Raw genomic sequence first — 13,790 nt, 5'->3', positions numbered from 1 at the left:
CGCTTCGCTCGGGACTCGGACAGTGCTCGCCTGCTCCGCGCACCCCCCGCCTCCAAACCTGCAGGTTCGAGTACTTCTACTGATCCAACGCGTTCTCCGCACCGCCGAGATGCACCGCCAGCCAGACCGCATCCGCGCTCGTCGACTCCACCCGGTGCCGCCGGTGCGCCGGGATGAAGACCCAGTCGCCCGCCGCCAGCGCCAGCGACTCGAGATCGCCGTCCGCGTGCTCGAGGGTGAGCTCGGCGCGCCCCGCCGCCAGCATCACCCATTCGTCGCCCGCCTGGTCGTACCAGAAACCCGGCGGGCTGGCCTGGGCGAACGAGGCGATGCGCTCGATGCGCGCCGCCGGGTGGTCGAGCAGGGTATCGAAATGCTCCTGCGGCCCGGCCGGCGGCAGGCCGGCGAGGAGCTTGCCGCGCTCGCTCAAGCCTTGCCTTCCTTCTTCGCCTCCACCAGCGGCACCACGCCCGGGAACTCGAAGCGCTTGCGGCCGGGTTCCATCTCGGTGAGCGGCCCGCACGGCTTCAGCGTGGCCAGGCAGCGCTCGGTCAGTTCCTGGTAGGTGCGGGTGCCGTCGCCCTTCCACGTCACTTCCTGCTCCGAAAGGTCGCGCATCACCTTGGCCGGCATGCCGGCGACCAGCTTGCGCGGCGGGATCTCCATGCCGGCCTTGACGAAGGCGCAGGCGGCGACGATGGATTCGTCGCCTACCACCGCGTTGTCCATGATCACGGCGTTCATGCCCACCAGCGCATTGCGCCCGATGCGGCAGCCGTGCAGTACCGCGCCGTGGCCGACGTGGCCATCGACGCCGATCACCGTGTCGGTGCCTGGAAAACCGTGCATCACGCAGGTGTCCTGGATGTTGCTGCCTTCCTCCATCACGATGCGGCCGAAGTCGCCGCGCAGCGAGGCCAGCGGCGCGACATAGCAGCGCGGGCCGACGATCACGTCGCCGATCAGCACGGCGTCGGGGTGGACGAAGGCGGTGGGATGGATGACGGGCTTCAGGCCGTCGATTTCATAGCAGGGCATGGGGTGGGTCCTTGGTTCGGCGCGGCAGTGATGGTGTCGATCTAGCTCGATTCTGCCATGCGGACATCGCCATCGCTGCCATCACCGCTTCACCCCAGCCCAACTGTCCTTGCGGGCAGGTTCTGCAGGCTGCTCTACACGCTGAAACCACGCGACTGAGAGTCTGTTTTCCTGTTATTCTCAACCTCGTAGAAAAACAGGAAAACATCGTGCAGCCTCTCGATCACCAGCAGCAGTTGTTCATGGTCGAGTCGGACCAACTCTATCGCGCATGGATCGACGCGCTCCATCACGCCCGTAGTTATCGCTATGGGATGCGCTGGATGTCATCCAAGGGGCGCCAATACCTCCTGCGACGCCAGGACGCGCGTGGAAACGGCAAGTCGCTCGGCCCGCGTAACGCCGAAACCGAGGCCGTCTATGCCGCGTTCACCGAGGGCAAGGTACGTGCGAAGGCGCGCCTGCAAACGCTGTCCGAGCGGGTGAAGAACCAGACGCGCCTCAACCGTGCGCTGCGTTTGGGGCGGCTCCCCAGCATCGTCGGCGACATCCTGCTCGGTCTGGCGGCAGCACGCATGGAGCATGATTTTTGCGTGATCGGAACACACGCGATCCACGCCTACGAGGCGATGGCAGGCGTGCATTGCCGTATGGAACTGCTGGCCTCGGGCGACGTGGATCTTCTCTACGATCCGCGTCGCCACTTGTCGATCGTGACGCAAAAGCTCGACCAGGGAGGGCTGCTCGGGCTGCTGCGGAAGGCCGATCCGAGCTTTGTGCCCTCGCGCGACGCGCCCTTCCGCGCGGTCAATGACAAGGGCTTCATGGTCGATCTCGTGATCCCGGCGCGCGACATGCGTGACGCAACCGACGTGACCTTTGGCCAGGACGATCTTGTCGCGGTCGAGCTGCCCAACCTGCACTGGCTGGTGAATGCGCCCAAGCATGATGTCGTCGCGATCGCATCCGACGGTCGCCCAGTCATGATGCGGGTACCCGATCCGCGCGCATTTGCCCTGCACAAGGCCTGGCTCTCCACACGACAGGATCGGGAGCCGGTGAAGAAGGGGCGCGACCGGGCACAGGCAGTGCTTGTTGCCGAGATCGTTCTGGCCCATCTGCCGACGTTTGAGTTCGACCCCGCACAGTTGCGCTACTTCAGCGCCGAGATGTTGCAGCAGGCTCGCCGCACATTGGCTGGGGGCGATGGAATCCGGCTGCCCGGGATCGATTTCTGAGGATGCCTCAGCCCGATCGATTCGGCGCAACAGCCTGCGTTCACGCCTGTTGGAGCAGGCGCATGCCGAGCAGGAGATCATCCTCGCCAAGACCGGCAAGCTCTATGCGCGGCTCGTACTGCACGCCCCGGCTTTTCAGCGGGGTCGGGAGTGCCGCCAAGGGTGTTAATGTGTTGGCCCCTACCGGGCAGGCACCAGCCCGCAGCCCGGTCGTCATCGAGCGAACTCAGGTCATGAATCAGACAAACACCACGAACAGGTACTACGCCGCCATGGTCATCGCGAAGGCCAAGGATCTTGCCGAATTCCGCGAGAAGTTCCAGCAGGATCAGGACTTCGCCGAAGTGGAGCAGCGGATCCGGGAGCAGGGGACGTACCAGTTCATCATCGGCGGCCAGGACGACCGCTTCGGCGTGATCGTCGCGCTGCCGGATCGCACCTTCGCCGCCTGTGGCGCGATGAACAGTTGGGTCTGCGACTCGTACGAGGAGGCGAAGGAGCTCGCGGAACGGCTTTCGCGCCCCGACGAAACGTCGGAAGGTCACGAAGTGCTGGTGATGAGCTTCACGCCCGAGGCATGACGGCTGCCTGCTGCACGAACCTGGATCTCTCCCCGGTTTCCCCTCGCCTCGACATCCAGCATCCGCTGGCGGATGAGTTTTCGCCGCGAAGTGCGTCACTCGCGTGCCGACTGTCTATAAACAGAATTGGGAGGGTATCGCGAAGCGAGGTGGGCAAATGAACACGCTGGGATGGCAGGAACTGAAAGTGGTGGCGCTCGCCGTCGATGACCTGGCGAGGGCGGCAGATTTCTATCGCGCAAAACTGGGTCTCGAACCCGTCCCGGGCGGCAATGGCGACGTGGGCTTCGCGCTCGGCAGCCTGACGATCCTGCTCAAGCCCGTGGCCGAGGATGCGGCCCCGTCGGGAAAGTCTCCCTTTCCGCGGCTGACCATCGCCGTTGCGGATGCGCCCCGGCTCGAGCGGGACTTGCTGGCCCGCGGCGTCACGATCAGCGACAAGGTCCAGCTCTACGAGGAGGGACGGTTCTGGGTGGGAGCCTTGCTCGACAGCGAGGGCAACAAGCTGTGGTTCTGTTCGGAAGCGCACAGGGGCGACGCAGCCGCACAGGCTTGAAGAAGGTCCGGCGCGCAGACGGTTCGAAGCGTGGGCTCAGCGCATCAATTTCCAGCCCCTGCGTGCGAAACGGAACGGCCGGGAACCTCGCGGCGGCACCGCTGCTGACGGTGCAGGTGGGCTGAATTTCGGCCCGGGGGCTTGTCTTTCGATCGCGGCAGATCTACACGGAGCACGCAATGCTGAACGGGAAGATCGCACTCATCACCGGCGCCGCAAGCGGCATCGGCAGGGAAATCGCCCACGTGTACGCGAGGGCCGGCGCGGCGGTGGCCATCGCCGATATCCACCTGGCGGCTGCCCAAGCCACGGCCGATGAAATCGTCGCAAGCGGCGGCAAAGCCATGGCCGTGGCGATGGACGTCACCGACGAGGACGCCGTCGACGCCGGCACCACGGCGGTGGTCGACACCTTGGGCGGACTCGACATCCTCGTCTCGAACGCCGGCATACAGATCGTCAAGCCGATCGTCGAATTCAGTTTCGCCGAGTGGAAGAAGATGCTGGCGATTCACGTCGACGGCGCCTTTCTCACCACAAGGGCGGCGCTGCGCTTCATGTATCAGGACAATCGTGGCGGCACGGTGATCTACATGGGGTCGGTGCACTCGCATGAGGGCTCGCCGCTCAAATCGGCCTACGTCGCTGCCAAGCACGCCCTGCTCGGTCTCGCCCGCGTACTGGCCAAGGAAGGGGCCGCGCACAATGTCCGTTCGCACGTGATCTGTCCGGGCTTCGTGCGCACGCCGCTGGTCGACAAGCAAATACCCGAGCAGGCCAGGGAATTGGGCATCAGCGAGGAAGAGGTGGTCAAGAAGATGATGCTGGGCGAGACGGTCGACGGCATCTTCACCACCATCGACGACGTGGCGCAAACCGCGCTGTTCCTCGCGGCCTTCCCGAGCGCGGCGCTGACCGGACAATCGTTCGTCGTCAGCCACGGCTGGCATATGCATTGAGGGGCCGCCATGGTCGGCGACACGCCAGACGCCACGCGGCAGCGCGGCTCGGGTTTCTACCAGAGCCCGAGTCTGCCGGCCGGCCACCGCTATCAGGTGGTCGCTCTGGTGCTGCAGGGAGGCGGAGCGCTCGGCGCCTATCAGGCCGGGGTGTATGAGGGTCTGGCCGAGGCGCAGTTGCATCCGAACTGGGTCGCCGGGATCTCGATCGGCGCACTCAATGCGGCGATCATCGCCGGCAACCCGCCGCAGCAACGCGTGGCGCGCCTGCAGCAATTCTGGGAAACGATCTGCCGGCCGCCGCTGCTGCCGTCCAGCCCGCTCAGCCAGATGGATCTTCGGGACTGGCCCGAACCGCTGATCGGGATGCTCAATGGCTGGGAAGCGTGGCGCGCACTGACCGAGGGCCAGAACGGCTTCTTCCAGCCCCGTGCCTCCTTCAGCTTCGATCGTTCAGCCACCCCCGACACGGCGAGCTACTACGACACCGCGCCGCTGAAAGCGACGCTCGAGGCGCTGGTCGACTTCGATCGGCTCAATGACAGCGGCGAAATCCGGGTATCGGTCGGCGCGGTGAACGTCGCAACGGGCAATTTCGTCTACTTCGACAACACGAAAGAGCGCTTGTGTGCCGAGCACTTCATGGCCTCGGGTGCGCTGCCGCCAGGCTTTCCGGCGGTGGAGATCGGCGGCGAGTATTACTGGGACGGAGGCGTGGTGTCGAACACCCCGCTGCAAAAGGTGCTGGCCACCACGCCGCGCAGGAACTCGCTGGTGTTTCAGGTCGACCTGTGGAGCGCACACGGCGCGCTGCCGACCGATCTCTCCGCGGTGATGGTGCGCCAGAAGGACATTCAGTACTCGAGCCGGACGCGCACGATCACCACCTACATGGCAAGCATGCAGAAGCAGCGCCGCCTGCTTGGCGAACTGATGAAGCTGGTGCCGGAGGACGCGCGCAAGCACAACCCCTGGTACCGGCGCGCAGCCGAAGAGGCCTGCGACCGGCTCTTCAACGTGTTCCACCTGATCTATCGGGACAAGCGCTGCGAGGGTAACTACAAGGACTTCCAGTTCGGTGCGCGCACGATGCGCGCGCACTGGCAATGCGGCCTGGCAGACATCCGGCACAGTCTGCAGCATCCAGACTGGCTCGACATGCCCACGGCCGAGGAGCCGTTCATCACCCATGACGTGCATCGGCAGTGAAGCGCCTGAGCCGCCAGGGTCGGCGTGCGCCTGTCCGCAGTCAGCCGTTCGCACCAACCAGGAGCAGATCATGAGCGTGGAATCGGTCCGTGGCACCACCGTCGTCATCCAGTTTGACGGTCAACGTTGCATTCACTCGCGCCACTGCGTGCTCGATCGGCCCGACGTGTTCGTGCCGAACGTGGCGGGCGACTGGATCCACCCCGAGCGCGCGACGCCGGCGGAACTGCTCGAACTGGCACACAACTGCCCGTCGGGCGCGATCCAGTGTGCCGGTGCCGACGGTACTGCGATCGAGTCGCCACCCCGCGTCAACACGGTGCGCGTGCGCGAGAACGGACCGCTCGCCTTTCGTGCACCGATCTCGATCGACGGCAGCGACCGGGGTTATCGGCTGACGCTGTGCCGCTGTGGCGCCTCGACACACAAACCCTATTGCGACGGCAGTCACACGACCGCGGGCTTTGTCGCCACCGGCGAGCCGACGCCGGGCGACTCGACCCCGCTGGCGCAGCGCGATGGCCCCCTGCTGATCGAGCCCCTGCAGGACGGCCCGCTGCACGTGCGCGGCAACCTCGAGGTGATCACCGGCACCGGCAAGATGGTGAACCGCGTCACCGATTGCTGGCTGTGTCGCTGTGGCCAATCGAAGGACAAACCCTATTGCGACGGCAGCCATCGCAGCGTGGGTTTCCGCAGCAACCCCTGACCTCGTTCCGACCATCGCCACCCAGAGGCTTCCCTCACGGCAGGATCGGCAGCCCCAACTCCTTGAGGAAGGCGTTGTGCTTATCGAGCGCAGCTTTCCTTTTCTGCTCCAGCGTCACCAGCTCGGCGTGAACAGCGGCCAAGTCGATCTCCTCTTCCGCCTCTGCCGTGCTGACATAGCGCGAGATGTTCAGGTTGAAATCGTTCTTCTCGATTTCCGCCATACCCACCCGACGCGAATAGCGAGCCTCTTCCTTGCGGAACTGGTAGGTGTCGATGATCTTGTCGATGTGCTCGGGCAGCAGCTGATTCTGCCGCTTGCCCTTCTCGAAATGCTCGGCAGCGTTTAGGAACAGCACATCGTCAGGCTTCTTGCACTTCTTCAGCACCAGGATGCAGACCGGAATGCCGGTCGAGAAGAACAGGTTGGCCGGCAGCCCGATCACCGTGTCGATGTGGCCGTCCTTGAGCAGCTTGGTGCGGATGCGAGCCTCCGCGCCGCCACGGAACAGCACGCCGTGGGGCAGGATGATGGCCATCACGCCGTCCTGCTTCAGGAAGTGGAAGCCATGCAGCAGAAATGCGAAGTCGGCGGCAGACTTCGGCGCCAGGCCGTAGTTCTTGAAGCGCACATCCTCGCCCAGCGCCTCGCTCGGCTCCCAGCGATAGCTGAAGGGCGGATTGGCCACCACCGCGTCGAACTTCGGCATCCTGGCCGGGTTCGTCTCCCGCAGCATGTCCCACTCGTTGAGCAGGGTGTCGCCGTGGAAGATTTCGAACTCGGAATCCTTCACCCCGTGCAGCAGCATGTTCATGCGCGCCAGGTTGTAGGTGGTGATGTTCTTTTCCTGGCCGTGAATCTTGCCGATGCCGTGCGGCCCCATGCGGTGGCGCACATTCAACAGCAGCGAGCCCGAGCCGCAGGCAAAATCCAGCACGCTGTCCAGATGCGAACGCTGCCCCGTCGCCGGCTCCTGGCTGTCCAGCGTAACGATGGTGGAAAGGATGCTGGAAATGGGCTGCGGCGTGTAGAACTCGCCCGCCTTCTTGCCCGAGCCGGCGGCAAACTGGCCGATCAGGTATTCATAGGCATCGCCCAGTGCGTCGCTGTCGGTGCGAAATTGCGTCAGCCCGTTGGCGATCTCGCTGATGATCTTGCACAAACGGGCATTGCGCTCGGCATAGGTCTTGCCGAGCTTGTCGGACGCCAGATTGATCTCCGAGAACAAGCCCTTGAAGGTGCTGGCGAATGACTGGTTCTCGATGTAGTCGAAGCCCTGCTGCAGCGTGTGCAGCAGCTCGGCGTGCTGGGTGCGGGCCAGCTCGCTGATGTTGCCCCACAGGTATTGCGGCTCGATCACGTAATGCACCTTGCGGCGCATCTGCTTTTCGAACTCGGGCACATCCGCCGCGTTATCGGCATACCAGAACGACAGGGGGCTGAGCCGATCGCCAGGCTTCGGCGCCGGGTAGTCCGGCCCCAGTTCCTTTTTTGCGGCCGCTTCGTAGTTGTCCGACAGATAGCGCAGGAAGAGGAAGGCCAGCATGTAATCGCGGAAGTCGTCCGCGTTCATCGCGCCGCGCAACTGGTCGGCGATGGCCCAGAGGGTCTTGCCCAGCTTTTGCTTCTCGAGGTCCGTCACTTAGTTTCTCCCTCGTCACGAAGGCCTTGTTGAATTTCGAGGGCTTCGCGGTCACGCTGCAACTCCAACCGCAGCTCTTCCTCACTGGGCAACACCAAACGGTACTTGCTGGCGAAGAGCTGTTCGCTTCCGTTCAACACGGAATAACGCACCACCGACTTGTCTTTACTGCCGCACAGCAGAATGCCCACTGTCGGGTTGTCTCCCTCACCCCGGCGCAGGTCGTCGTACATGCGCACATACATGTCCATCTGCCCCACATCCTGATGCGTGAGTGGGCCGGTTTTCAGGTCGATCAGCACGAAGCACTTGAGCAGGTAGTTGTAAAACACCAGGTCAATGTAGAAATCCTGCGTTTCGGTGCTGATGCGCTGCTGCCGGGCCACAAACGCAAAGCCTTTGCCCAACTCCATCAGAAACTGCTGCAGCTTGTCCATCAACGCCGTTTCCAGCGTGGCCTCCAGCAGGCGGCCCGTGTTGGGCAGGCCCAGAAACTCCAGCATCATCGGGTCGCGCACAAATGCGCGGGGTGATTGCTCCAGTACACTCAGATTTGCCTGCGCCTCAGCAGTCACGGCCGCCTTGTCCTGGCTCAGCAGCAGGCGCTCGTAATACAGGCTGCCAATCTGCCGCTCCAATGCGCGTGTGCTCCAGTTCTGAGCGACGGCCTCCTCCACATACCACTGGCGGGCCTCGGGGCTGTCTACCCGCAGCAACAGGCGATAGTGCGTCCAACTCAATTCGCGACGCAGTGCGTCGCGAATTGGAAACGCCAGATAGAACCCGCGCATGTGCCGCAAATTGGTCGCATCGAAACCCCGCCCGAATTCGGCCGACAAGGCCTGCCCCAACTGCGGCAACAAGCGCTGCCCATAGGCCGCCCGCTGCGCACCGCCTTGCTCGAACTCCACAATGTGCCGACCGACGTGCCAATAGGTTTGCACCTGCACCGCGTCCACCGCCCGCAGCACTTGCTGGCGTGAATCGGCGATGAGCTGACGCAGGGTGCCCAGCAGCGGCGAAAAGCCTTCGACCGGATCGGCAGGCGGGGGGCTCCCGATAGCGCCCTGCTTCTTCTGGTTCCTTTTCGTCATGACAACTTTCCCCACCGCTTCTCCGCCCACGCCTTACGCCTTGAACTGTCAAGGATTCCTTGACAGTTGCCGCGCTGGTCAGGCATCGGTCGTTCTCTACACGCTGTGTAGAGAATGGGAAGAGGCCCAATGGCGAGAGGCCTGCACTGCGCGCCACGGCAATTCTGGCCATCGGCTGCAGTTGTCAAGCGATGGTTGACAACTGAACTCCCACGTTCGCTGGTGTAGAGAATCACTTGCGTCACGCGGGCACCTTGTCCGGCACCGGGAACAACTGCTGCATCAGGCCCTTCTTGTGGGTCTTGAGGGCGTCGATTTTCTGAATTTGCGTTGCAATGAGGTCATCGAGTGATGCGAGGCCATCAGAAATTTGCCTTTGCTCTTCCTTGCGGGGGTAAGCAATAGGAAAGTTGGCAACGTCGGTACCGGTTATGTTTGGGTCCTTCCGACTGCTACTGGCGATCTTTTTCCAGCTCTCGACACGTGCATTCATCCAAGTCAGCAAGTAAATTGGCAAGACTTCATTTTCGTCTGCAGTCAGAACAGATATGGCTTGATTGGTTGCCGCTGACACCGTCAGGTACCCTGTCCGGCCGATTTGGTTGAACCCGCCATACATGGCAACGAGAACTGAGCCGACAGGATTGATTCTTGCTTTCGCGGCGGGCGTTATGCACTCCTCTGTGTGAGAGATGAAGCCGTTGTTCAAATCTGCCGTCTTCACCCAAGGGATTGTTCCGCCGCTGTAGAACGCTGGCTCAGAACGCGAAGGCGTAGTGCCAGCTCGGATGGTCGCAACACCTGCGAGTGTCGTGGATTTCCAAGACCCAGACTTTCGAAACTCCGGAAACCGAAGTCGTGGCGCGGTTTCGCCTTCGCGGGGGAAAAGCTGCTGCATCAGGCCCTTCTTGTGGGTCTTGAGAGCGTCCAGCTTTTGGGTCTCCAACGTTATCAGTTCGTCGAGGGAAGACAGGCAGTCGGCGATTTTTTCTTGTTCTTTCTGAGATGGGGTTGGGAGCTGCAATTCAGAGAATTGCTTGTAGCTGACCATCTTTCCATCCCGCAAGCCTTCAAGGTTCTTGGTCAGTTGGCCAATGAATCGATCTGTCTTGAGAAAGTGCCGAAAATAGTCCGCCGAATACCCAGGCGCGAGCCTCAGAATCACGTAGGCCGGACTGCAAATTCCTTTGTAACTGGAGTATTCAATGCCACCCTGGAAGGAGCGCAAGCTGATGATGAAGTCACCAACTTCCACAACCTTGTAGCCTTCAATACTCTTGTCGGCTACAGATACGTGATAGTCAATCAAGCGGCGAGGGACCGCCCCATGCTCTTGGGTAATGGCAAGCACAGGAAGATCAGAGTTGTGGTCTTTATTGCTGACTTGATCGAAAAGCACGGCTCCGGATTGACTGCGCCACTCCCCCGCCTCCCGAAACTCCGGAAACCGCAGCCGCGGCACCAGCGCCGACATTTCGTCATCCTCTTCGCCAATCACGGTTGTGCTCTCACTGCTCATACGCACTCAACCCCGAAATCTCCCGCCCCTGCGCAAGCTTGTGCAGCAGTGGCGTAAGGTCATCCACCAGCGCCAGTTCGGCCTGAGTGCGCTCCTTCCAGCCCAGCCCCAGCGGCGCCATGAGATCACTCAGGCGTTCCCCGTCGAAGATGCGGCGGCGTAGGACTTCGTCCACAAAGGCTTGCAACGCGGCGGCGTCCAGCTTGTGCTTGGCGGCAATGGCGGTGAGTTCGCGCGCTTTCTTCTCGGCCTTGAAGCGCTCGTAACCGGCGCGGATTTCCTTTTCTTCCAGCGCCTCGCCCACCGGCAGGCTGCGGATGTATTCGGCGATGTCTTCGCGCTCGTCGATGAACTTGGCGTCGGCATGAATGAGGCCGATCAGCTGCTCGCGGTTCATTGTGGTCTTGCCGGGCTTCTGCGCTGTCATCCGGGCGATGAGGCCCATGATGTAGTCGTAATCGATGAGGCTGGAGGCGAACAGCACGAACTCGAAATCCAGTTGCTGCACGGCGGGCGGCGCCTGCTCGCCTTCTCTCGCCTGTTGTTCTTTCAGACGCTTGGCGGTTTCGAGATAGGTGCTGCGGAAACTCTGCAATTGATCCTGCGGCAGGATGGCTTCCATCCGTGCCTTCTGCTCGGGCTCGAGGTCGGTGTATTGGTCGAGCTGGGTCTTGAGACGCTGCACTTCCTTGAAGCGGTTTACGAATTCGATGCGCGCCGTGTCGCCCTTGAGGTTGTAGACCTGCTCGGGTTCGCAGACCAGATTCTTCCTTTCCATGAAGCCGGCCATGCCCGCGACGGCGGCCTCGTACTTGCGCAGCACTTCGGCGGCCGGTTCCACCAGCCAGATTTCGCGCGGGTTATCGATCTTCTCGCCGGAGAAGAGGGCGATGGCTTCATCCACGCACTTCTTGGCCTCATCCTGTTTGCGAAAATGCAGGATGTTGCCATAAGGCTTGGTGTCGTTGAGCACGCGGTTGGTGCGCGAAAAGGCCTGAATCAGTCCGTGCTGCTTGAGGTTCTTGTCCACGTACAAGGTGTTGAGGTACTTGGAGTCGAAACCGGTAAGCAGCATGTCCACCACGATGGTGATGTCGATCTTCTGCGCGTGCGGCAGGTCGGCATTCGGGTACTGCTGATCCTTGATGCGTTTTTGCAGGTCCTGGTAGTACAGGTCGAATTCGCCGATGCGGTGGTTGGTGCCAAAGCGGGTGTTGTAGTCGGCGATGATGGCCATGAGGGCCGCCTTCTTCTTTTCTGGCTCGACCTCGTTATCGGCCTTTTCCTGTGGCAGGTCAGCTTGTAGTTGCCGGATGTCTTTAGCATTCTTGTCGTTGCCGTTCTCCTTGTCCTTTTCCAAGGCGGCTGCCGGTGGGGAGAAGACGCAGGCGACGTTGAGCAGTACGAAGTCCGGGTTCTGCTGCCGCGTTTCGTCCTGCACGGTCTGGAACAGGGCGTGGTATTCGATGGCGTCGTTGATGCTGGCGGTGGCCAGTACGGCGTTGAACTTGCGGTCGGCAGTGGCGGCGTCGTGCTTGGCCAGGATGGCCTCGATCACCTTGCGCTTGGCGAGGGCTTCGCCGGGCTTCGGCTGAGAGGTGTTGCCAATGAGGCCCTTCGGCTTGTAGTAATCAACATGGAAGCGCAGGACGTTGCGGTCTTCGATGGCGTGGGTGATGGTGTATTGGTGCAGGCAGCGCTGGAACAGATCGTCGGTGGTGCGGTAGCTGGCCTGCTGGCCTTCGATCTGCTGATAGCTGGCGTTCTGCTCGAAGATGGGCGTGCCGGTAAAGCCGAACAACTGGGCGTTGGGGAAGAATTCCTTGATGGCCTTGTGGTTGTCGCCGAATTGCGAGCGGTGGCATTCGTCGAAGATGAACACGATGCGCTGATTGCGCAGCGGCGCCAAACGCTCCTTGTAGTTGCCGTAGTTGCGTTTATTGTTGCCGCCGCCACTGCTGTCATCCAGCGCCAGGCCCAGCTTCTGGATGGTGGTGACGATGACCTTGTCGGCGTAGTCGTCGGAGAGCAGGCGGCGCACCAGCGTTTCGGTGTTGGTGTTTTCCTCGACGCAGCCTTCCTGGAAACGGTTGAATTCCTCGCGCGTCTGGCGGTCCAGGTCCTTGCGGTCCACGACGAACAGACATTTGTCGATGTCCGGGTTGTCCTTGAGCAGGGTGGAGGCCTTGAACGAGGTGAGCGTCTTGCCGCTACCGGTGGTGTGCCAGATGTAACCGTTCCCGCAGCGCTGGTGGATGCAGTCCGCGATGGCCTGCACGGCATAAATCTGATACGGCCGCATCATCAGCAGCTTTTGCTCGCAGGCCACCAGCACCATGTAGCGGCTGATCATCTGGCCCAGCGTGCACTTGGCGAGAAACTTCTCGGCAAAGGCATCCAGATGGGTGATCTTCTTGTTGTCTTCGGCGGCGAACTGATAAATGGGCAGGAAGCGCTCGTCGGCGTTGAAGCTGAAATGGCGGGCGTTGTTGTTGGCGAAATACCAGGTGTCGCTGCGGTTACTGACGATGAAGAGCTGGATGAAGCACAGCAGCGTCTTGCTGTAGCCGTTGCCGGGGTCACCTTTGTAATCGACGATCTGCTGCATCGCCCGGCGCGGGCTGACGGCCAGCGTCTTCAGCTCGATCTGCACCACCGGCACACCGTTGATGAGCAGCATCACGTCGTAGCGGTGGTGGCTGTTGTCGGTATTGATGCGTAGCTGGTGGATGACCTCGAAGTCGTTCTTGCACCAGTCGCGGATGTTCACCAGGGTGTAATTCAGCGGCGTGCCGTCGTCACGCTCGAAGCTGCTGATGTTGCGCAGCGTCTGGGCGGCGTTGTAGACATCGGGCGTGATGATGCTGTCGAGCAGCCGGTGAAACTCGCTTTCGGTCAGGCGCACACGGTTGAGTGCCTCGAACTTGGCGCGGAAGTTGGCTTCCAGCGTGGCCCGGTCTCGGATATCGGGGCGGTAGGTGTATTTGAGGTCGCCCAGTTTGGCGACCAGATCAAGTTCGATCTGGCTTTCCGTGGTTGTCATCTATTCGACCCGGGGCATGCAAATGGGAACTTCAGGGTCGCCGGAGTCTAGCAGCGCGCGACTGGACAGGCCAGGATTCAGGAGATGGCTATCAGGCGCAATCTTCAGGGCAGATCGCTGCCACGATGGTGCTGATGCCAGCGCCGCAGTCGTTCGCCGAACTCGATGAACAAGTTGCCGAAGACCGACCCGAGGCGGGCTT

12 protein-coding genes are annotated in these 13,790 nt (G+C 62.0%); 6 read left to right on the top strand and 6 right to left on the bottom strand.

What is annotated here, in order from left to right; translation table 11 throughout:
- Positions 1–76 precede the first annotated feature (76 nt).
- Together GH664_RS05050 and paaY are read right to left on the bottom strand one after the other, a co-directional pair.
- Positions 77–430 (bottom strand): cupin domain-containing protein, encoded by a 354-nt coding sequence (locus GH664_RS05050; protein ID WP_153167038.1) that lies wholly within the window; start codon positions 428–430, stop codon positions 77–79.
- Complete coding sequence (paaY, locus tag GH664_RS05045; RefSeq protein ID WP_153167037.1) at positions 427–1,038, bottom strand: phenylacetic acid degradation protein PaaY; 612 nt, start codon at positions 1,036–1,038, stop codon at positions 427–429. The genes GH664_RS05050 and paaY overlap by 4 nt, the downstream gene beginning before the upstream one ends.
- An 11-nt stretch (positions 1,039–1,049) precedes the next feature.
- On the opposite strand from paaY, the gene GH664_RS05040 reads away from it, so the two are divergent.
- The 6 genes from GH664_RS05040 (at position 1,050) to GH664_RS05015 (ending at position 6,290) form a co-directional block, all read left to right on the top strand.
- Complete coding sequence (locus GH664_RS05040; RefSeq protein ID WP_228111390.1) at positions 1,050–2,276, top strand: nucleotidyltransferase domain-containing protein; 1,227 nt, start codon at positions 1,050–1,052, stop codon at positions 2,274–2,276.
- A 233-nt stretch (positions 2,277–2,509) separates the two neighbouring features.
- Positions 2,510–2,857 carry a hypothetical protein gene (locus GH664_RS05035; RefSeq protein WP_153167036.1) on the top strand — a complete coding sequence of 116 codons (348 nt, stop codon included), beginning with the start codon at positions 2,510–2,512 and terminating at the stop codon, positions 2,855–2,857.
- Between the two features lie 157 nt (positions 2,858–3,014).
- Positions 3,015–3,413 (top strand): VOC family protein, encoded by a 399-nt coding sequence (locus tag GH664_RS05030; protein WP_153167035.1) that lies wholly within the window; start codon positions 3,015–3,017, stop codon positions 3,411–3,413.
- Between the two features lie 179 nt (positions 3,414–3,592).
- Positions 3,593–4,372, top strand: coding sequence for a 3-hydroxybutyrate dehydrogenase (locus GH664_RS05025; protein WP_153167034.1), 780 nt, complete (start codon positions 3,593–3,595; stop codon positions 4,370–4,372).
- A 9-nt stretch (positions 4,373–4,381) separates the two neighbouring features.
- Positions 4,382–5,581, top strand: a complete 1,200-nt coding sequence (locus tag GH664_RS05020) for a patatin-like phospholipase family protein (protein ID WP_153167033.1) — start codon at positions 4,382–4,384, stop codon at positions 5,579–5,581.
- Between the two features lie 70 nt (positions 5,582–5,651).
- Positions 5,652–6,290, top strand: a complete 639-nt coding sequence (locus GH664_RS05015) for a CDGSH iron-sulfur domain-containing protein (protein ID WP_194270328.1) — start codon at positions 5,652–5,654, stop codon at positions 6,288–6,290.
- 34 nt (positions 6,291–6,324) lie between these two features.
- On the opposite strand, the gene GH664_RS05010 is transcribed toward GH664_RS05015, so the two are convergent.
- The 4 genes from GH664_RS05010 to GH664_RS04995 form a co-directional block, all read right to left on the bottom strand.
- Complete coding sequence (locus tag GH664_RS05010) at positions 6,325–7,932, bottom strand: type I restriction-modification system subunit M (protein WP_153167032.1); 1,608 nt, start codon at positions 7,930–7,932, stop codon at positions 6,325–6,327.
- On the bottom strand, positions 7,929–9,026 hold the full coding sequence (locus tag GH664_RS05005) for a YhcG family protein (RefSeq protein WP_153167031.1): 1,098 nt from the start codon (positions 9,024–9,026) through the stop codon (positions 7,929–7,931). Before GH664_RS05005 ends, GH664_RS05010 begins: the two co-directional genes overlap by 4 nt.
- A gap of 241 nt (positions 9,027–9,267) precedes the next feature.
- Positions 9,268–10,545, bottom strand: a complete 1,278-nt coding sequence (locus GH664_RS05000; RefSeq protein WP_228111389.1) for a restriction endonuclease subunit S — start codon at positions 10,543–10,545, stop codon at positions 9,268–9,270.
- Entirely contained in the window at positions 10,535–13,588 is a 3,054-nt protein-coding gene (locus GH664_RS04995) for a type I restriction endonuclease subunit R (RefSeq protein WP_153167030.1), read from the bottom strand. The genes GH664_RS05000 and GH664_RS04995 overlap by 11 nt, the downstream gene beginning before the upstream one ends.
- Positions 13,589–13,790 lie beyond the last annotated feature (202 nt).

It is taken from the genome of Thauera sp. 2A1, assembly GCF_009469595.2.
Classification (GTDB): Bacteria; Pseudomonadota; Gammaproteobacteria; order Burkholderiales; family Rhodocyclaceae; genus Thauera.
The sequence above is the reverse complement of the archived record's forward strand: the minus strand, read 5'-3'. Positions and strand labels throughout refer to the sequence as shown.